Origin of the sequence: Actinocrinis sp., assembly GCF_035946395.1 — a bacterium.
GTDB lineage: Bacteria > Actinomycetota > Actinomycetes > Streptomycetales > Catenulisporaceae > Actinocrinis.
The window spans coordinates 16,377-35,782 of the sequence record NZ_DASYZI010000231.1 but is presented as its reverse complement, the minus strand read 5'-3'; the positions used below and the strand labels follow the sequence as shown (position 1 = coordinate 35,782).

General features: G+C 68.5%; 15 protein-coding genes. 8 read left to right on the top strand and 7 right to left on the bottom strand.

Annotation, left to right across the window (positions count from 1 at the left end):
- The first annotated feature begins 111 nt into the window (after window positions 1-111).
- Window positions 112-1,329, top strand: a complete 1,218-nt coding sequence (locus VGS97_RS14570; RefSeq protein ID WP_349262134.1) for an MFS transporter — start codon at window positions 112-114, stop codon at window positions 1,327-1,329.
- Between the two features lie 287 nt (window positions 1,330-1,616).
- The gene (locus tag VGS97_RS14565; protein ID WP_326854015.1) at window positions 1,617-2,639 is read left to right on the top strand and encodes a glycoside hydrolase family 11 protein; all 1,023 of its coding nucleotides are present in this window, start codon (window positions 1,617-1,619) and stop codon (window positions 2,637-2,639) included.
- A 176-nt stretch (window positions 2,640-2,815) separates the two neighbouring features.
- Here the strand turns inward: VGS97_RS14565 and VGS97_RS14560 are convergent, their stop codons facing one another.
- A complete protein-coding gene (locus tag VGS97_RS14560; protein ID WP_349262133.1) occupies window positions 2,816-4,342 on the bottom strand; it encodes a chitinase in 1,527 nt (508 codons plus the stop codon).
- A 532-nt stretch (window positions 4,343-4,874) separates the two neighbouring features.
- Here VGS97_RS14560 and VGS97_RS14555 point away from each other — a divergent pair.
- Entirely contained in the window at window positions 4,875-6,206 is a 1,332-nt protein-coding gene (locus VGS97_RS14555) for a carbohydrate-binding protein (RefSeq protein WP_326854013.1), read from the top strand.
- A 197-nt stretch (window positions 6,207-6,403) separates the two neighbouring features.
- Window positions 6,404-8,386 (top strand): glycosyl hydrolase family 18 protein, encoded by a 1,983-nt coding sequence (locus VGS97_RS14550; protein ID WP_326854011.1) that lies wholly within the window; start codon window positions 6,404-6,406, stop codon window positions 8,384-8,386.
- Window positions 8,387-8,509: 123 nt separating this feature from the next.
- Here the strand turns inward: VGS97_RS14550 and VGS97_RS14545 are convergent, their stop codons facing one another.
- Window positions 8,510-9,307, bottom strand: coding sequence for a hypothetical protein (locus VGS97_RS14545; RefSeq protein WP_326854009.1), 798 nt, complete (start codon window positions 9,305-9,307; stop codon window positions 8,510-8,512).
- A 44-nt stretch (window positions 9,308-9,351) separates the two neighbouring features.
- Window positions 9,352-10,185, bottom strand: a complete 834-nt coding sequence (locus tag VGS97_RS14540) for a hypothetical protein (RefSeq protein WP_326854008.1) — start codon at window positions 10,183-10,185, stop codon at window positions 9,352-9,354.
- A gap of 451 nt (window positions 10,186-10,636) precedes the next feature.
- Between VGS97_RS14540 and VGS97_RS14535 the strand changes: the two genes are divergently transcribed.
- The gene (locus tag VGS97_RS14535) at window positions 10,637-12,571 is read left to right on the top strand and encodes a glycosyl hydrolase family protein (RefSeq protein WP_326854007.1); all 1,935 of its coding nucleotides are present in this window, start codon (window positions 10,637-10,639) and stop codon (window positions 12,569-12,571) included.
- Between the two features lie 499 nt (window positions 12,572-13,070).
- Window positions 13,071-13,817, top strand: a complete 747-nt coding sequence (locus VGS97_RS14530; protein WP_326854006.1) for a maleylpyruvate isomerase family mycothiol-dependent enzyme — start codon at window positions 13,071-13,073, stop codon at window positions 13,815-13,817.
- Window positions 13,818-13,902: 85 nt separating this feature from the next.
- On the opposite strand, the gene VGS97_RS14525 is transcribed toward VGS97_RS14530, so the two are convergent.
- Entirely contained in the window at window positions 13,903-14,580 is a 678-nt protein-coding gene (locus tag VGS97_RS14525) for a class I SAM-dependent methyltransferase (RefSeq protein ID WP_326854005.1), read from the bottom strand.
- A gap of 73 nt (window positions 14,581-14,653) precedes the next feature.
- On the opposite strand from VGS97_RS14525, the gene VGS97_RS14520 reads away from it, so the two are divergent.
- On the top strand, window positions 14,654-15,592 hold the full coding sequence (locus VGS97_RS14520) for an AraC family transcriptional regulator (protein WP_326854004.1): 939 nt from the start codon (window positions 14,654-14,656) through the stop codon (window positions 15,590-15,592).
- Between the two features lie 21 nt (window positions 15,593-15,613).
- On the opposite strand, the gene VGS97_RS14515 is transcribed toward VGS97_RS14520, so the two are convergent.
- Window positions 15,614-16,309, bottom strand: a complete 696-nt coding sequence (locus VGS97_RS14515; protein WP_326854003.1) for a class I SAM-dependent methyltransferase — start codon at window positions 16,307-16,309, stop codon at window positions 15,614-15,616.
- 126 nt (window positions 16,310-16,435) lie between these two features.
- On the opposite strand from VGS97_RS14515, the gene VGS97_RS14510 reads away from it, so the two are divergent.
- Window positions 16,436-16,561: a hypothetical protein gene (locus tag VGS97_RS14510; RefSeq protein ID WP_326854002.1), complete on the top strand. Its 126-nt coding sequence runs from the start codon at window positions 16,436-16,438 to the stop codon at window positions 16,559-16,561.
- 143 nt (window positions 16,562-16,704) lie between these two features.
- Here the strand turns inward: VGS97_RS14510 and argG are convergent, their stop codons facing one another.
- Complete coding sequence (argG, locus tag VGS97_RS14505; RefSeq protein ID WP_326854000.1) at window positions 16,705-18,072, bottom strand: argininosuccinate synthase; 1,368 nt, start codon at window positions 18,070-18,072, stop codon at window positions 16,705-16,707.
- Window positions 18,073-18,127: 55 nt separating this feature from the next.
- Window positions 18,128-19,333: an aminotransferase class I/II-fold pyridoxal phosphate-dependent enzyme gene (locus tag VGS97_RS14500; protein WP_326853999.1), complete on the bottom strand. Its 1,206-nt coding sequence runs from the start codon at window positions 19,331-19,333 to the stop codon at window positions 18,128-18,130.
- Window positions 19,334-19,406 lie beyond the last annotated feature (73 nt).

The following is a 19,406-nucleotide window of genomic DNA, read 5'->3' as shown; positions in this document are numbered from 1 at the left end:
TGGCTCGCCGTCTGGCCGGTTGTTTGATCTGGCATCTTCGCCTTGATTTGATTCGGCGCAATCAACGACGGGTTGTGCCGGGAGCGAGGGCGAGGGTGACGGGTGCGAGGCCTGGGGGCGAGACGAGATCTGGGGCGGCAGTTCGGCTGGCTGTGGGCGGCGTACGCGGTCAGCGCCTACGGCTCCGGACTGGGATTCGGCGCGTTCCCGCTGATCGCCGTCCTGGTGTTGCACGCCGGCCCCGCTCAAGTGTCCGCGCTGTCCGCAGTGGGGCCGGCGGTGGGCGCATTGATCGCACTGCCGCTCGCGCCGTGGGTGGAGTTTCGCCGCAAGCGGCCGGTGATGATCGGGATGGACCTGTCCCGGTTCGCCGCGATGGCGACGATCCCGGTCGCGTACGCCCTCGGCCGGCTGAGCTTCGCCCAACTGCTCGTCGTCTCGGCGGTGGTGGCCGCGGCCAAGATCGCGTTCAACGCGGCCGGCGGCGCCTATCTCAAGACATTGGTGCGGTCGGACGACCTGCTGGTCGCCAACGCGCGGTTCGAGTCGACGAACTGGAGCTCCATCGCGGTCGGGCCGCCGCTCGGCGGGGCGGCGATCGGATTGTTCGGGCCGGTCACCACCGTGGTCGCGGACGCGCTGAGCTACCTGCTTTCCGCGCTGGGCATCGCCGCGATCCGCGGCCGGGACGACGCCCAGCAGAGAGCTGACAGGGGCCGGGTCGGTGCCGGCGAACTGCTCGACGGCTGGCGGCACATCCTGACCCATCCCGGCCTGCGACCGCTCTACCTCAACAGCATGCTCGTCGCCGGGCTGATCATGGCGACCGAGCCGCTGCTGGCCGTGCGCCTGCTGCGCCAGCTCGGGTTCCCACCCTGGCAGTACGGCCTCGCCTTCGCCGTGCCCTGCGTCGGCGGGCTGATCGGCTCCCGGCTGGCACGTCGGGTGGTGGCGCGGTACGGGCGGCATCGGGTCTTCCGGACCATCGGCACGCTGCGTGCGATCTGGCTGATCGGCCTGGCCTTCATCCGCCCCGGCGTCGCGGGGCTCGTCACCGTGATGGCCGTCGAGCTCGGGATCATCGTCAGCATGAGCCTGTTCAACCCCGTACTCGCCACGTACCGGCTCGAACACACTCCCGGGCACCGCGTCGCCCGCACGCTGTCGGCCTGGTCGATCGGCCAGCAGGCGTCGATCGCGATCTTCACCGCGCTCGGCGGACTGCTCGCCGAGACCACCAGTGCGCACACGGCTCTCACGGCCGTGGGGCTGCTCATTCTTGCCAGCCCACTGCTGCTGCCTCGCTGTGAGCGTCGAAAGTTTCGGTAATTTTCTCCTGGAACATTGCTAATCTGGCTGCTCATTGGTCGAGTGGCCGATCACCGACAGCCGTCTGATCTGGTGATCTGTATTTCCGAAACATTTCCGAAAGTGATTGACAGCCGTAGTGACCGGTCTGATACTCACGCCATCGACAGACCTTCACCACTGTCGATCCGGGTCACCGCTGCGACCTGCACTCCGGCCGACGCCCACACGGCGGCCGGCAATTCTCGCCGCGTCGAATCACGCTGCCTGGCCGCACGCCCGGTCTTCAACGAGGAAGAAGCGTGTAGATGAACCTCTCCCCAGCGGATCCGACCGGCCGCCGACGCGGCCGGCCCGGACTGCTCCGCGGCAACAGGCTGCTGATCGCAGCCGGTTTCGCACTCACCGCGGCGGCGACGACCCTGCCGGCCGGCGTTGCGAACGCCGCCTCCATCTGCTCGAACCAGACGGGCACCACCGGCGGCAACTACTACCAGATGTGGTCCAACGGCCAGGGCTCGGCGTGCATGACGCTGAATTCGGGCACGAACTACTCCACGACGTGGAGCGGTATCGGCGACTTCGTGGCCGGCGTGGGCTGGAACCCGGGCAGCAATCACACGGTCAGCTTCTCCAGCAGTCTGAGCGCGTCCGGCGGCACGTCGCTGATCTCGCTGTACGGCTGGTCGACCAACCCGCTGGTCGAGTACTACGTGATGGAGAACTACAACGGCTCGCCGCCCACCGCGGGCACGTACATGGGCCAGGTCAGCAGCGACGGCGGCACGTACAGCATCTACGAGCACCAGCAGGTGAATCAGCCGTCGATCCAGGGCACCGCGACGTTCGAGCAGTACCTTGCCATCCGCACCTCGCCGACCAGCAGCGGCACCATCACGATGCAGAACTTCTTCAGCGCCTGGTCCAGCCACGGGATGAACCTCGGGACGCTCAACTACCAGATCCTCGCGACTGAATCCTTCGGCGGCGGCAGCGGCAACTCCAGCGTCACGATCGGCAGCACCACCGGTGGTGGCGGCGGAGGCGGAGGCGGCGGCGGTGGTGGCGGCTGCACTGCGACGCTGTCGGCCGGGTCGAAGGGCAGCAACTGGTACAACCTCAACGTCGCGGTCACCGGCTCCAACACCTGGACCGTGACGATGAATCTGGTCGCCCCCGCGGTCGTGTACTCGACCTTCAATGTGAGCGCCACGTGGCCCAGCCAGTACGTGATGGTCGCCAAGCCCAACGGCAGCGGCAACAACTGGGGAGTCACCATCTCGCCCAACGGCCAGTGGACGTGGCCGTCAGTCTCCTGTTCGACGAGTTAGCGCAGAGCATTAACAGCGAGTACTGAGAAAACGGGCTCTGTGGCGCGACGGCCGGATACCGCCGCGCCACAGTGAGGCGCGGCGGGCGGCCTGAGGAGTTGGGCCGCCCGCCGCGCCGTTTCGTGCCCGCCTTCAGCCGCCGGCTGTCAGGTGGCGGTTCTCGGCAGGGTCAGTTGTCAGCATGTGCCGTTGTCGGTCCAGACGTTTTGGGCGTTGTTGCCGGGGATGTCGCCCTGGGTCCACCATTTGGCGGTCCATTTGTGGGTGTTGTAGCTGACGGTGGCGCCGCCGTTGTACGCGGTCGATGCGCTCCACGCCGCCAGGGTCGAGCAACTGCCACCACTACCGCTGGTGGCCGATGCGGACGCGCTGGGCGTGCCACCACCGCTACCCGTGCACGCACCGTTGTCGCTCCACACGTTCTGCGCGTTGTTGCCCGGGACATCGCCCTGAGTCCACCACTTCGCACTCCACGTGTGCCCGTTGTACGACACAACCGCACCACCGTTGTACGCCAGGGTCGAAACCCACGCCGCCGCCACACACGAACCAGTACCAGCCGACGACGACGGCGACACACTCACCGACGCAGACACACTCGGACTCGCACTCGGCGAACCACCACCGGACGGCGAAGTGCTCGGGCTCGGCGAGCCCGCGGTCGCGCCACTGGTGAAGGGCTCGAAGGTGTTCGAGAAGTACCACGTGCTCTGCGAGATGCCGGAGCAGGTGTCGGAGCCCGACGTGCCGACGCAGCCGCCGTTGTCGCGCTGGAGCGCCCAGAAGGAGAGTTCGGCGATGCCCTGCTGGGTCGCCCACTGCTCCATGGTCGGCGCGTCGGCGGTGGTGAAGGTCTCCGCCGCTCCGTAGTCGTCGATGCCGATCATCTCGGTGACGCCGATCATGTTCCACAGCTGCGTGCTGCTGTCGCCCGGGTAGAGCGAGGCGAGCTGCCCGTGCAGGCCGGTGGCCGCGCTCTCGCTGTTCTGGGCCATCTCGTGCGTGCCGCCGTCGTAGTAGTCGAACGTCATGATGTTGACCACGTCGATGCGCGCACCGTTGCTGACCGCGTTTTGCAGCACCGCCAGGCCCGAGGAGGCCAGGCCGTTCTCGGTGGACGGCAGCGTGTACGAGAACTGAACCGTGCGGTTGTTCGCGGCGGCCCAGTCCTCGACCATCTTGATCGCCTTGTTGCGCCGGTCGATGCCGGCGGTGTTGGTCAGTGAGTTGTCCTCGGTGTCCAGGTCGAGCCGCGTGACGTTGTAGGTGGTGATGACGTTCTCGTATGCGGCGGCGATCGAGGAGACGTTGGTGCAGCTGTCCGCGATCTCGGTGCCGGTGTTGTCGGCGGTGTAGCCGCCGAAGGACGGGATCACGTCCCCGCCGTTCGCGCGGACCGTCGCGATGTCGCCGGCGAAGGTGTTCCCGATCGGCTGGCTGGTGTCGCCGTCCCAGTAGACCGTACACGAACCCTTGGTCGCGGCCTGGATGAAGGCCATGTTCAGGAATTTCGCGCCGGACTGCTGGGACAGGCCGGAGAGGCTGTCGCCGTTGTAGGCCTCGAAGTAGGGGGCGAAGACGTGTGCCGGAATGGTCGGTCCGGCGGCCTGCGCGCTGGTCGCGGTGGTGGCGATGACCCCTGCGGCCCCGGCCGCGGCGACCGCCGCGGCTATCAGCGCACGGGTTTTCTTGCGCACCTGCATGAATGCTCCTGGCGGATTCGGCGATGTGAGAAAAAACGGCGGCGTGGAGGGGGAGATCGCCGTCCGCTCCGCGCTGCGCACGCCGCACTCCGGGTGTCGCCGGCACCGGGAGACGCGGCATCGTCTGAGACGGTGCCCATGATTGGACTAGACCACAGCGGGTGTCAAGTGGCCCGGGGCGCCGCAAACGCTTACAGCCGGTCGGCGCATCCTCGGCCGTTGATGATTGCATGACGGCCAAGAAAGCCTCAAATGAAGATTAAGTATCGCTGGTCAGCGTCGGCAATTGTGCGTTCACCTGCTGTTTGTCGAGTGTCATCGATGCCTGGTCTAGGCCTATTGGACTAGACCTATCTTGACAACGCGGACCGCTGTCGGTAGACCGTTGACGTTGCACTCTCCGGTGGACGGCGCATCCGTCGGACCGAGTCGCCCCGCCACGCGCGGCGCGGACCATCCCGGCCACATCCGGCCGCGGACCGGCCGCGCGGCACCCGGCCGGGCGGCCCCCCACCTGACAGGAGCAGCGACGATGGTGTCGATATCCGACCGGAAGTCCCGTGTCCCGGGCTTCTGGCGCACCGCCCGGGCCCGCGTGGCCGTCGGCGCGGCGGCGAGTGCCGCGCTCGCCGTCGGCGGCGTGCTCGCCGCCACCGGGTCCAGCAGCGCCGCCACCGGCGCCCTCAGCCACAACTGGTACGCCTCCGCGCCCTACCTGTTCGTCGACGGCAGCCAGCCGGACCCGACGCAGGTCATGGCGGCCACCGGGGCGAAGGCCTTCGAAATCGCCTTCATCCTGGCGCCCAACGGCGGCGGCTGCTCGCCGACCTGGAACGGGACCGACCCGATCGGCGGCGACACGACCGTCGGCCCGGTGATCAACGCGATCCGCGGGGCCGGCGGCGACGTCTCGGTGTCCATCGGCGGTTACGGCGGCACGAAGCTGGGCCAGACCTGCGGCACCGCCGCGGCCACCGCCGCCGCATACCAGCAGGTGGTCACCCAGTACGGCCTGCACGCCATGGACTTCGACCTCGAAGAGCCCGAGTACGAGAACTCCACGGCCATCGCCAACGAGCTCGGCGCGGCGCAGATCCTCCAGCGCGACAACCCCGGCATGTACATCTCGGTGACGATGCCGGGCACCGCGGCGGGCACCGGCTGGTTCGGCACCCAGCTGCTCGACGAGGCCAAGTCACTCGGGTTCTCGCCCGACAACTTCTCGATCATGCCGTTCGACGGCGGTTTCAGCGGCGCGGCCTCGCAGACCGGCGCGCTGGAAGCGTTCCACTCGCTGCTGATGACGCACCTCGGCTGGGACTCGGCCACCGCGTACGCGCACGAGGGCATCTCGTCGATGAACGGCCGCACCGACGCCGCGGAGTTTTTCTACCAGTCGGACTTCGCGTCGGTGCTCTCCTACGCCACCAGCCACGGCCTCGGCCGGTACACGTTCTGGGACGTCAACCGCGACCGGCAGTGCAACCCGCCGGACAACAACGGCACGCTGTCCGGCAGCTGCTCCAGCGTCCCGCAGAACGCGTGGGACTTCACCAAGTACACGGTCCAGTTCGCGGGCGCGACCCCGCCGAGCACGCCGCCGAGCAGCACTGCGGCCTCGCCGTCGGCGTCGGCCTCCGCGTCGCCGTCGCCGTCGAAGTCGGCTGGCGCGAGTCCGAGCGCGAGCCCAAGCAAGAGCTCCGGCGGCGGCACGTGCACGGCGCCGGCCTGGAACTCCACCACCGCCTACAACGGTGGAGCGGTGGTCTCGTACAGCGGCCACACCTGGACCGCCAAGTGGTGGACCGAGGCTGACACGCCGGGCGGAGCAGCCGGCGTGTGGACCGACGACGGGCCCTGCTGAGAGCCGGGCGGAGCCCCGAGCCCGGATCCGATCCAAGAACTCCTATCCAAGAACACTGTTCCGCTATCTAAGAACACTGCTCCGCACCGGCGCACCTCCTGAAGCCCGGTCGGGCCCGGCGCCCCGCACGCGCCGGGTCCGACCGCTCGGCGCACCCCCGTTTCCATCCTCTCTCAATCAATCTGGAGCCATGAGTCATGCGTAGACCCAGACGTGCCGTCCTGGCGGCAGTGACCGCCGCGGCGGCGGTGGTGGTCGGTTCGAGCCTCGCACTGGTCGGAGCCGGCAGCGCGCAGGCCGCGCCGACCAACACCACCGGCGCGGCGGCGACCTCCGGCGGTTTGAAGATCGCGTACTTCGACCAGTGGTCGATCTACCAGAACGCGTTCTACCTGAAGAACCTCGACACCGAGGGCATGGCCGGCAAGCTGAACTACCTGATCTACGACTTCGAGAACATCGACCCGACCAACCTGACCTGTTTCGAGACCACCAAGGCCACCGACCCCGACCCGGCGGGGGAGAACGACCCGAACGCCGGCGACGGCGCCGGGGACTCCTTCGCCGACTACCAGAAGTCCTACGGCTCGGACATCAGCGTCGACGGCACCGCGGACGCCTACGGCATGCCGATCGTGGGCAACTTCCACCAGTTGCAGGAGCTGGAGAAGAAGTACCCGAACCTCAAGGTCGAGGTGTCGCTGGGCGGCTGGACGTACTCGAAGTACTTCTCCGACGTGGCGGCCACCGCGGCGTCCCGGCAGAAGTTCGTCTCGTCCTGCATCGACATGTTCATCAACGGCAACATCCCCTCCCAGGGCGGCTACGGCGGCCCCGGCACCGCGGCGAACATCTTCTCCGGCTTCGACATCGACTGGGAGTACCCCGCCAACGCCGGCGGCCACCTCGGCAACCACTACACGGCCGCGGACAAGCAGAACTACACGCTGCTGCTCCAGGAGTTCCGCAACGAGCTGAACACCCTGGGCGCCAGCACGGGCAAGCAGTACTCGCTGTCCGCCGCCCTGCCCGCCGGCCAGGACAAGATCTCGGACATCGAGACCAACAACATCGGCCAGTACCTGACCTTCGGCGACGCCATGACGTACGACATGCACGGCGGTTGGGAGGCCACCGGCCCCACCAACCACCAGGCGCCGATCTACGACAACCCCAGCGACCCGATGACCGCGGTCGCCCCGGGAACGTCGAAGTACTCGGTCGACGAGGGGGTCAAGGCCTGGACGGTCGGTGACCCGCAGTACGGCATACCCGGCGGCTTCCCCGCGAGCAAGCTGACGGTGGGCGTCCCGTTCTACTACAGAGGCTGGACCGGCGTGCCCGCGGGCAGCAACCACGGGCTGTTCCAGTCGGCCACCGGGCCGGCGACCGGCGCGGCGGACTCCGGCAACGTCAACGGCATCCGCATGTACAAGGAGTTGACCGGCACCGTCGACAACCCGTCGGACACGTTCTGGGATCCGGCGGCGCAGGCGGCGTACTTCTACGACGGCACCAACTTCTGGTCCGGCGAGAACGCGCAGTCCATCCAGGCACTGAGCGACTACATGCACTGCAACGGCCTCGGCGGCGCGATGATGTTCTCGCTCTACGACCTCGACCCGGCGGCGACCCTGTTCAACGACACCGTCACCGACGTCAACGGCTCGGCCGCGGCCTGCCCCGCCCCGCCGCCCTCGCAGAGTGCGAGTGCCAGCCCGACCTCCGGTGGTGGTTCGCCGAGTGCGAGTCCGAGTGTGTCTGCGTCGGTGAGTGTGTCGCCGTCGTCGTCGGTGGGTGGTTCGGGTTCGTGTGCGGCGGCGGCGTGGGTTTCGACTCAGGCGTACAACGGTGGTGCGGTTGTGTCGTACAACGGGCACACGTGGAGTGCGAAGTGGTGGACTCAGGGCGATGTCCCGGGCAACAACGCGCAGAACGTGTGGAGTGACAACGGTGCGTGCACGGGTAGCGGTGGTGGTTCGCCCAGCGCGTCCGCGTCGGCCACCAGTGGCAGTGGTGGTAGTTGCTCGACCCTGGCGGCGTGGAGTGCATCGACCGCGTACAACGGCGGCGCCACCGTCAGCTACAACAGCCACAAATGGACCGCCAAATGGTGGACCCAGGGCGATATCCCCGGCAACAACGCCCAAAACGTCTGGACCGACAACGGCACATGCTGATTCAGTGAGCTGACAGTCTGACCGCAAGGAACGGATACGCGGCCGTCCCCGGCGCACTCCGGGGGCGGCCGCGCCGTGTTCGCCGTTCGTCGCGTTGGCGGCGTTTGCCGTGTTCGCCGCTGGTCAGGGGCTTTGCCGATACGCCTCGTCCACGACGTCCTCCGGCACACCCAGGTCCTCGATCAGCATCCGCCGGATCTCGTCCTTGGGCAGCCGCTGCGACTTGAAGTGCTCGGCGGCGAAGCGCACCTGCTTCTCCCGGATCGGGTCGACGTTCTTGCGGACCGCCGTCAGCGTGCCGGGCCTGGAGGTCTTGGCCGACCGGGCGACGAGCGGCTTGACCGCGTCGTAGGTCGAGCGGCGCGAGCCGAGGTAGTCGCCGTACTGGAAGTACGCCGAGACGATGGTGCCCACGCGCCAGGTCAGCGTGGCCCCGACGATCGCGTCGAGCGCCGCCCCGGCCACCGCGCCCACGATGGGGATGAACGAGAGCGCCGTGGCGGCGGAGCTCTCCGCGACGATCTCGCCGGCGATCTCCTTGAGGAATTCGCTGCCGAACTCGTTGGTCAGGTCCAGCGTGAGCGCGCCGAGCACGTCCGGGCCGACCGCGGCGACCAGCGAGTCCACCCCGGCCTCGATGATCAGGGCATTGCGGACCACGTTGCGGGTGAAGTCGTCGGGCTCGGCGCCGTAGACGACGGCCAGCTTCCTGGTCATCTCCGGATAAACCCTGGCCGCCTGGTAGGCCAGCTGCCCGGCCAGCGCGACGAGGCTGCCGCCGGGGATGAGCCCGCCGACGAAGCCGCTGCCGATGTCGACCGCCGCGTGTTCGATCGCGAAGCGCGTGATGATCATCTCGGCGGCCCGATTGCGCAGGTCCAGGTTGTAGATCGCGGGTGTGAGCTCGAACGGGACGGACATCGTCTCCCCTTGCCGCCGAAACGCTCGCGGCCGTGTCAGTGGTGTCAGTAGTCGCTGGTCTTCTTCCAGAGCACGAACTGGAAGTTCAGGCTGGACTGGGCCGACATCTCGGTTTGCAGCAGGTAGCCGTAACGGCCCTGCTTGCTCTCGACGCACCAGGCTCCGTGGCTCACGATGCCGAAGTAATACTGTGTGCCGGCGTCCTCCAAGCCGCTGAGTCCACCCTGGATCAGTGTGCCGCTCCACTTGCTCGCGGGCAGCGATGCGCAGGTGACCAGCGTCGGCGCGATCGGCGAGGCCCACTGAGCCGCCATCGCCCCGTTCACCATGGTCACCGCGGCCAGCGTGCCGAGTCCGGACAGGTAGATGTCCGCCGCCTTGCCGTCCACGTCGCTGTTCTGGTCCGCGTCGAGATCGATGCGCGACTTGTTGGCGGAGAACATGTTGTTGATGAAGTTGTCGGCGTTCATGCCGAGCGAGCCCGCGACGAACGGAGCGCTGTCGGCGTCCGTGTCGGCGATCGCGATCCGGGAGTCGGTGTTCTCCGGTACCGAGACGACCAACTCGTGCTGAGCAGGCGCGTCGACGTCGAGGCCGTTCATCGCGGCCTTGAACGGCCGGCCGGTGACCACGATGAAGAGGGTCGATTCCTTGGCGCCCTTGATGCTCTGGTTCAGGACGAGCAGCGTTTGGTCGCCGGCGGATGCCGCCGCCGCCTGCTCGGTGCTGATCTCACTCGTCGCGGCTGCCGCCTTGAACGTCCCCAGAGCGCTGACAACCTCCGTAGTGCCTCCGGCGGGTGCCGCGTAAGCCGCCGGCTTGTCGCGGTCGGCCGTGAATGTGATGGCGGTGAACGGACCCGCCTTCGCGTGTGCCACGAGCACTTGCGTGCCCGGCGAGCTACTGCCGCTGCCGCACCCGGTGGCCACCAGGGCCAAACCTCCTGCGATGCATCCGATCGCGGTGATGCGCAATCCCACCTCGTCCGCCTCCCCTAGCGGTACCCGCAACAAAACCACTGTCCGCGCACGTCAGTACACGAAATCTCGGGCCGAGCGTACTGCGCCGTTCCGCCGCGAATCCTGTATTAGGACGGGAACGCGGATTCGCATCCGCCGTCTGCTCCCGAAATCGTTGACGGGTCCGCGAGCACCGCTTATCGTGACGCACGCATTCACTCATCTAATCGTCATTCACATATGTGAACAACGTGGCGATGGGGACGACCGAGCGCGACCCTTGTGTGCCGGCGATCCACACAGCGGCCCGCCTCTGTCAGGGATCGAAGCATCGAGGACATCCGGTTCGAACAGGAACAGGGGATTCGCAATGCACGAAGCTCAACGCCGCGGCCCGGTACGCGGTCGCCGCCGGACCCGCGCCGGCGCCGGGCTGCTCGCGGCGGCGGTGGCCGCCGCGACCGCGACCGCCGCGCTGTCCGTCGGGCTCGGGCCCGCCTCACTCGGGTCCGCCGCGGCGGCCGCGACGGCGCCGGTGGTGACCATCGCGCAGACGACCACCGGCACGGCGCTGACCCAGGCCTCGCCCGGCCTGTCCTACGAGGCGTCCGACCTGGCGCTGCCCGGCTTCACCTCCGGGAACCTGGCCTCTTATCTCAAAACCCTGGGAACCTCGGTCATCCGGATCGGCGGCAACACCGTCGACGAGACCTACTGGACCTCCAGCGGCGAGACGGCGCCGTCCTGGTCGATCGCCACCATCACCCCGGCCGACCTGACCGCGCTGAACACCCTGGCCAAGGCGAGCGGCTGGAAGGTGATCCTCGGGGTGAACATGAAGCACTACGACCCGGCCCGCGCGGCCGACGAGGCGGCGCACGCGGCGTCCGCGCTCGGCTCCTCGCTCCAGGCCGTCGAGATCGGCAACGAGCCCGACCTCTATTCGCAGTACTCGGGCAACACGGCGCAGTACTTCACCGACTTCCAGGCGTACGTCTCGGCGATCACCGCGGCGGCGCCGGGAATCCCGGTCGAGGGCTCGGACGCCGCGAACTCGCCCACCGGCTCGTGGCAGAGCGCGTTCGTCGCCGCGCAACAGGGACTTGCGCACCCTGACATCGTCGAGCTGACCAACCACTACTATCCGCTCAGCGATTGCAGCGCGAGCGACAACCCGACGATCGCGCAGCTGCTCGGCACCACGGTGCGCAACGGCGAGACCTCGTTCGCCGACGGCCTGGTCAGCCAGGCCGCGAAGCTGGGCGTCCCGCCGGTGATGGACGAGGGCAACTCCGTGGTCTGCGAAGGCATGCCGAACGTCAGCGACGTCTTCGCGTCGGCGCTGTGGTCGATCGACGACCAGCTCGATCTGGCCCGCGAGGGCGTCGCCGGCGACTACATGCACGGCACCGTCCTCCAGTGCGACACCGGAAAGCCGCTGTTCATGTACTACACGCCGCTGTGCGCGCCGACCGCCGCCGACGCGAGCGCCGGGAACCTGGCCGCGCAGCCGGAGTACTACGGGCTGGCGACCGTGCACGCGATCGGCACCGGCAGCTTCCTGAGCGTGACGAACCCGTCCTGGGCATCCGTGCGCGCCTACGCGGTGCGGCACGCGGACGGCACGATGACGGTCGTCCTGGACAACGTCACCGACCCGGCCACCAACGGTGCGACGACGCTCCAGCTGAGCCTCGGCGCGAACTTCACCTCCGGCAGCCGCTTCGACCTGACCGCGTCCGGCGGCCTGACCGCGAAGAGCGGCATCACGCTCGGCGGGCAGAGCGTGCAGTCGAACGGCTCGCTGGCCGCGCCGGCCACGACTCCGGTCGCGGTCAACGGCAGCACCCTGACGGTCTCGGTCAACGCGGGCAGCGCCGCCGTGATCACGCTCGGCGGATCGAGCGGCACGACGACCACCACGACCTTCGTCGGCGGCCTGTCCGCCAAGTGCCTGAGCGTCACCGGGGCGTCGACCGCGAACGGCGCGCTCGCCGAGATATATACGTGCAACGGCAGCGCGAGCGAGAACTGGACGGTGAACCCGGACGGCACGATCGTCGGCGGCCTGTCCGGCAAGTGCCTTGAGGTGGCCGGCGCCTCGACGGCGAACTACGCGCAGGTCGACATCTCGACCTGCACCGGCGCCGCGAATCAGCAGTGGACGGTCAACACCGGCGGCACGATCGTCGGCGCGCAGTCGGGCAAGTGCCTGAGCGTGACCGGTGCGTCGACGGCCAACGGCGCCGTCGCGGACATCTACACCTGCAACGGCAGTGCGAGCGAGAGCTGGACCGAGAAGTAGCGGCGCGATGTAGTGCCGCGATGTAGTGCCCTGTAGTAGTGGTGCAACGGTAGTAGCAGTGCACTGTAAGAAGCCTCGCCGGCGCGGACGCCATGCGTTCCGCGTCGGCGAGATTCATTTCTTGGGGAGTTTTTGAGCTGTGGGGCCGGATCAGGGTGCGGCGTGTGGCGCGTGTGATCGCCAGGCGGAGGGTTGTGCCCGTACTTGGGGTGTGGGTACGGCTCGGCGACGCGGCGAGCGTGCGTGACACGCGACCCCGGCCCCACGAGTAATACCTCCCTCGGCTTCATGAGCCCGATTGACGGCGTGAACGTTTAGCGCGGCGGGGTCGACGCGTTGTGAGGTATGCTCCGCGGCGGCGGGGGCCTCTTCATGCGGCGAACTCGCGGCTGCGGTCGTGCGGCATGGTGGCCGCGCGCCGTATGGCACATGAACATATGCCAGCACAAATATATGATCGTGTACACGCTGTCCGCACGTGTGACAAGGAGCAACCCGGATGGGCAACCACAGTCGGCAGAACGAGGAGCTCGCAGCCATGTGGAGGCGGGCCCCGAGCGATGTCGCGTACCGCGCCACCCGCGAGAACATCAGCGGCTTGATCGAAGCGCGCCCGGAGCTGGCCGACCAGGTCGTTCCCGCCTGCCCGGAGTGGAAGGTCCGCGACCTGCTCGCGCACGTGGTCGGGAACTGCCGCTCGGAGCACCCCGTGCTGGCCGACGACCCGCAGTCGGTGCGCCCAGTGGACGAGCTCGACATCAGCGAGCTGATCGACGAGTGGTCGCAGACGGGTCCGGAGGTGGAGCAGCTGCTCGGCGAGCGCAACGGACTCAACGAGCGCATGATGGTGATGGACGTGTTCACCCACGAACTCGACCTGCGCCGGGTCGTCGAGGAGACGGCTCCCGAGGACCATCCCGCCTTCCCCACCGCCATCAGCGTTCTGCTCGGCGGGTTCTCCGTCTCGGTCAACGCGCGCGGCCTTCCGGCGCTGCGCGTCGAGACGGAGGGCGCGGATTGGCTGATCGGCACCGGCGACGAAGCCGCCACCGTGCGCGCGAACCGTTTCGACCTCTATCGGTCGATGGCCGGGCGGCGGACCCACCAGCAGATCGCGGGCCTGTCCTGGAGCGCCCCGGCGGACACGTGGCTCCCGGCGTTCACCTGGGGCCCGTTCCACCCGCCGACGCAGGCCACCGAGGACATGATCGGCACCGATGACGCGTACGAGGGAAGCCTGGTGTAGCACCCTGATCATTCACGCTGTGCAGCCCTACGCAGTCGACGCGTAGGGCTGCACAGCGTTTCTTTCGCAGTTCTTCGTTCCAGGGTCACGATGGACGTACGGCGCGGTAGTACTTGACTTGGCCCAGGACGGTGTGGCGATCGGTCACTTCGGTGCAGACCAGGCCCGCCGCACCGAGCAGCTTGGGGATACCGTCCTCGGCGTTGTCGGCGACGTGGCCGCCTTTCATCGCGCGCCGTGACAGGGCGCCGTGGATCCCGTGCGTCGGGCCGGTGAAGTCCACCAAGTGCAGCCTGCCGCCGGGACGCAACACTCGCGCCACCTCGGCCACGGCCGCCGCCTTCGTCTCCTTGTCCAGATGGTGCAGCATCAACGCCGACAGCACCCGGTCGAAGTCGGCGTCGGGATACGGCAGCCGCTGCGCGTATCCGCGTTCGAACCGGATTCCGGTCAGGCCGCGGGCCTTGCGCTGCGCGCGGGCCAGCGCCTTCGGATCGGGATCGGAGCCGACCAGTTCGATGCCGGGCTGGGCTTGTTTGGCGCGCACGGACAGGTTGCCGGTGCCGCAACCGATCTCCAGCACGCGCTGCCCGGCGGCGAGCTCGGCCTGGTCGATGAGCGTGCGGTGCAGCTTTCCGGCGCCGAGGAGCGCGGTGAACACGTCGTAGAACGGCAGGAAGGCATCCCGCCCGGCGGCTGGCAGGTAGTCGTGCCGGTGCTGCTGATGCCGTTCGGCGGCCTCTTTGGGATGAAGTTTCGTCATGCACTCCATGGTGAGGGCAGGTCCACCGTGGAATGTGGTCGATTGTTGGCAGAAGTAGGACTATCTTCGACTCATGGCCGAGATCGCACGGCCGGTGCGTTACCGCGCCGCAGTGCCCGTCTACCGCTACCAGACCGCGCCAGACGTACCGCCGGTGTCGGTGCTGCGGTTCGATCCGCACGCCCCACCCGGCCACGGCCGGCGCCACATCCACGACTTTCCGGTGCTCATCTACGTCGAACGGGCCGAGCGGGAGATGTCCGCCGGCCAGCCGTACCCGGCCCGGGACGGCGACGCGTATGTGGTGGCGGCGGGTATGGTGGTCGACCCGGCCATGCTGGGCGGGGTCGCCGCGGGCCGCGGGGTGTTCTTCGACCCTGCGGCGCTGGGCGGAGACGGGCAGGCGCCGTGGCCGTCCTGGCGGTCGCATCCGCTGCTGTTTCCGTTCCTGCACGGGATTCCGGGCGGGCTGCTGCGCCTGTACGTCCCGCCGGAACGACAGTCGGCCTGGTCGACCACGATCGCGGCGATCGAGACGGAACTGGCCGACCGCGCTGAGGGGTATCGGCAGGCCGCGCTGGCGCACCTGACCCTTCTGCTGGTCGATGTCGCCCGGCTGGCCGCGGACATCGTGGGCGATCTGCGCCGCAGCAACGAGACCCTGCTCGCCGAGGTGTTCGACGTGATCGAGCGGCGGTTCGCCGAGCCGCTCTCGCTGCGTGACGTGGCCGACGGCATCGGCGTGACGCCGGGCTATCTGACCACCCTGGTGCGGCGGCGCACCGGGCGCACCGTTGTGGACTGGATCACCGAGCATCGCATGGTGCGCGCTCGCAGACTGCTGATCGAAACGGACCTGCCGGTCGCCGAGGTCGCCCGCCGCGTCGGCCTGCCCGATCCGGGCTATTTCGCGCGGGTCTTCAGGCAGAGCAACGGTGCCACGCCACGGGAATGGCGCCAGAACGCCGCCCGCCACGTCACTGCGACGGCGCCCGCGACGATGATCGCGTGACGTAATCCTCAGACGGCTGTCTCAGTACCGGCGGCGGGCTACGAACACGTACTCCCGGCTGTCGTCGGTGAACGGCTCGTGGGCGAAGCCGCCGTATAAGGCCTCTACCTCAAGGCCCGCGACGTCGAGGAGCCCGAGCCACTCGTTCTTCGTCGCCCACCACAGGGAACTGGTCGCGCCGTCGTCGCGCACGATGTCGATGCGGCTGTCGCCGACGGCGTAGTGGATCGTGTGCGGGACCGGAGCGTCCTGATGTACGCCGTCGAGGCGCGCGGCGAGCCGGTGGTCGAAGGCGATGGCATTCCACGCGAACCGCCCGTGCGCACGCAGTGAGGCGGCCACGCGCTCGAAGGTGCGGCGGCGGTCGGCCCAAGTCGGCAGGTGCAGCAGGGAGCGGAAGGGGCAGTAGATCAGGCCGGCCGGCTCGTCCAGGGCCAGGTCGCGCAGGTCGGCTTCGCGCAGTTCGAGTTCCACGCCCGCTTCGGCCGCGCGGCGTCGTGCCTGCGCGAGCATCGCCGGCGACGCGTCGATGCCGATGACGCTTCGGCCGGTGGCCCGCGCGACCGGGATCGCCACCCGACCGTTCCCGACCGCGAGTTCGACCAACGGTCCGTCGGCGCCGCGCGCGAGCTCAGTGTAGAAGGCGACATCGGCGGTCATATGAGCGGACCATTCCTCGTACCGGTTCGCGAAAGCCTCGTCCCAGCTCGTCGTCATCGGTTCATGCTGCCACGTTCGGGCCTGTCGCGCCTCGCAATATATTGAGCGCTTTGCATCACTAGACTTCGGTTTGCCCGGGACATAGTGCCCTGGGCGGATAGGCCCGGCGAGGGGAGCCAAGCGATGAGCGAGGACGGTTCCGCGGGTTCACGGACGCAGCGGCCCGCCTGGGTTCCGGAGCAGTTGTACCCGTTCGAGAGCCACTGGATGGAGATCGGCGGGGCGCTGCGCGAGTGGTCCACCGAGTAGGGCTGTGCAGCGGACTGCTGCTGACCTCAGTTGATCGCGATCCGGTGTAGCGCCTGGGCAGGGGGCCACACCGGATGCGGGCGTCGGGAAGCAACGTCAGGAAGCGGCCATCGCGAGCTGAGCCGGTTTCAGCTCAGTGCGACTCAGTCGGTGTCCGATTCGCCGGTGTCCGAATCGCCAGTGCCGCCCGGTGACAGCTCGCCGATGAGGCCGCCCGACGCGGCCAGCCGGCCGTGTGCCGCATACAGTTCGAGCTTCGCGCGGGAGTCGGCGATGTCCAGGTTGCGCATCGTCAGCTGGCCGATGCGGTCCTCGGGTACGAAGGCGGCGTTCTCGTTGCGCTCCATCGAGAGCTTCTCGGGGGAGTAGCTCAGGTGCGGTCCGGTCGTGTCCAGCACCGAATAGTCCTGACCGCGGCGCAGCCGCACCGTGACCGAGCCGCTGACCGTGAAGCCGACCCAGCGCTGAAGGCTGTCGCGCAGCATCAGCGCCTGCGGGTCGAACCAGCGCCCTTCGTAAAGCAGCCGACCGAGGCGGCGGCCCTCGGTGGCGTACATCGCCACGGTGTCCTCGTTGTGGATGGCGTTGAGCAGCCGCTCGTACGTGATGTGCAGCAGCGCCATACCCGGGGCCTCGTAGATGCCGCGGCTCTTGGCCTCGATGATCCGGTTCTCGATCTGGTCCGACATTCCCAGACCGTGCCGGCCGCCGATGGTGTTGGCCTCGTGCACCAGCTCGACGGCGGACGCGAACTCGCGGCCGTTGATCCGCACCGGCCGGCCGCGGTCGAACTCCACCGTCACGTCCTGCGCCGGGATGTCCACCCCGGGATCCCAGAAGCGGACGCCCATGATCGGGGAGACGAGCTCCAGTGAGGTGTTCAGGAACTCCAGCTGCTTGGCCTCGTGGGTCGCGCCCCAGATGTTCGCGTCGGTGGAGTACGCCTTCTCGGCGGAGTCGCGGTACGGCAGATTCCGCTCGGCGAGCCAGCCGGACATCTCCTGCCGGCCGCCGAGCTGCGTCACGAACGCGGGATCCAGCCAGGGCTTGTAGATCCGCAGGGCGGGGTTGGCCAGCAGCCCGTAACGGTAGAACCGCTCGATGTCGTTGCCCTTGTACGTCGAGCCGTCGCCCCAGATCTCGACCTCGTCCTCCCGCATCGCCCGCACCAGCAGGGTGCCCACCACGGCGCGGCCGAGCGGAGTGGTGTTGAAGTAGGTCTGCGCGCCGGAACGGATGTGGAATGCACCGCAGGCAAGCGCGGCGAGCCCCTCCTCGACCAGGGCCTGCCGGCAGTCGACCAGCCGGGCCTTCTCGGCTCCGTAGTCGCGGGCGCGCGTGGGCACGTTGGACAGGTCCGGCTCGTCGTATTGGCCGATGTCGGCTGTATAGGCACACGGGATCGCCCCGCCCTCGCGCATCCACGCGACGGCGACAGATGTGTCCAGACCACCCGAGAAGGCGATGCCGACACGTTCGCCGACTGGAAGTTTATTCAGAATCTTCGACATGTATGCATCCTAGACGTCGCGCGCCGGCCCGGCTGGACCGGCGCCGGAGCGGACCTCAACGCTCCAGGCGGGCCGCCCGCAGCCGCTTCATCCCGTCCTCGATCAGCGAACGGTCCCTGCAACACGCCCACCTGACCATGTGGCGGCCGCGGCCGCCGTCGTAGAAGCCGTTCACCGGCACGGCGATGACGCCGGCGCGTTCCGGCAGCGCGAGGCAGAACTGCAATGCATCGTCCCACCCGAGCGCGCCGACGTCGGTGAGCGTGTAATACGCGCCCTCGGCGACGAAGGCCGGCAGGCCTGCCGCGTCAAGGCCGTCGCGCAGCAGGTCTCGGCGCTGCTGGAGGTCCGCCCCGAGCCGGTCGAGGTAGTCGGTGTCCTCGGTCAGCGCGACAGCGATCGCGGATTGGGCCGGCGCGTTGGTGGTCGACGTCAGCCACAGTTTCGTCGAGAGCACCGCGGAGACGAGCGGCTCGGGCCCGCTCGCCCAGCCGACCTTCCACCCGGTGAACGCGAACGACTTCGCCGACCCCGAGATGGTCAGCGTGCGCTCCCGCATGCCCGGCAGGGTCGCGAGCGGAATGTGCGCGCGGCCGTCGAAGGTGATGTGCTCGTAGACCTCGTCGGCGATCACCAGCAGGTCGTGCTCCTGCGCGACCCGCGCGAGGACGTCCAGCTCGGCGGGGGAGAAGACCCGGCCGGTGGGGTTGTGCGGGTTGTTGAAGATGATCGCGACGGTGCGGTCGGTGACGGCGGCGCGCAGCGCCTGTTCGTCCAGCCGGAAGTCCGGCGCGGCGAGCGGCACCGGGCGGCGTACGGCGCCGACGAGTTCGAGCCCTGCGGCGTACGCCTCGTAGTGGGGCTCCGGCACCGCGACCTCGTCACCGGGCTCGATCAGGCCGAGCAGCGCCGCCGCGATCGCCTCCGACGCCCCGGTGGTGACCACGATCTCGCTGCCCGGGTCGACGCCGAGCCCGTAGTACGACTCCTGGTGGCGGGCGATCGCCCGCAGCAGGTCCGGATCGCCCCGCATCGGGGCGTACTGGTTGCGCCCCGAACGCAGCGCCTCGGCAAAGGCCTCGACGACATGGGCCGGTCCCTCGTCGTCGGGGTAGCCCTGGCCCAGGTTGATCGCTCCGGTCCTGGCCCGGACCGCGGAGATCGTCCCGAAGACCGACGGCGGGATGTTGCGCAGCCGGCTCGCCGCCGAGCGGGGCCGCCGGTGCTCATCGGGCAACTGCTTGTCTGGCAAACGTCTCACCCCTGAAGCAGGCGTCGCGGCAGGCTACCGCCAGGCGAACGGTAAGGTTCGGCCTGACGGAGCGTATGGGTTT

Bases quoted from the DNA above. Each gene is read 5' to 3' on its own strand.
- VGS97_RS14565 (WP_326854015.1), top strand. From the start codon at position 1,617: ATGAACCTCTCCCCAGCGGATCCGACCGGCCGCCGACGCGGCCGGCCC.
- VGS97_RS14560 (WP_349262133.1), bottom strand. From the start codon at position 4,342: ATGCAGGTGCGCAAGAAAACCCGTGCGCTGATAGCCGCGGCGGTCGCC.
- VGS97_RS14555 (WP_326854013.1), top strand. From the start codon at position 4,875: ATGGTGTCGATATCCGACCGGAAGTCCCGTGTCCCGGGCTTCTGGCGC.
- VGS97_RS14550 (WP_326854011.1), top strand. From the start codon at position 6,404: ATGCGTAGACCCAGACGTGCCGTCCTGGCGGCAGTGACCGCCGCGGCG.
- VGS97_RS14545 (WP_326854009.1), bottom strand. From the start codon at position 9,307: ATGTCCGTCCCGTTCGAGCTCACACCCGCGATCTACAACCTGGACCTG.
- VGS97_RS14535 (WP_326854007.1), top strand. From the start codon at position 10,637: ATGCACGAAGCTCAACGCCGCGGCCCGGTACGCGGTCGCCGCCGGACC.
- VGS97_RS14530 (WP_326854006.1), top strand. From the start codon at position 13,071: ATGGGCAACCACAGTCGGCAGAACGAGGAGCTCGCAGCCATGTGGAGG.
- VGS97_RS14525 (WP_326854005.1), bottom strand. From the start codon at position 14,580: ATGACGAAACTTCATCCCAAAGAGGCCGCCGAACGGCATCAGCAGCAC.
- VGS97_RS14520 (WP_326854004.1), top strand. From the start codon at position 14,654: ATGGCCGAGATCGCACGGCCGGTGCGTTACCGCGCCGCAGTGCCCGTC.
- VGS97_RS14515 (WP_326854003.1), bottom strand. From the start codon at position 16,309: ATGACGACGAGCTGGGACGAGGCTTTCGCGAACCGGTACGAGGAATGG.
- VGS97_RS14510 (WP_326854002.1), top strand. From the start codon at position 16,436: ATGAGCGAGGACGGTTCCGCGGGTTCACGGACGCAGCGGCCCGCCTGG.
- argG (WP_326854000.1), bottom strand. From the start codon at position 18,072: ATGTCGAAGATTCTGAATAAACTTCCAGTCGGCGAACGTGTCGGCATC.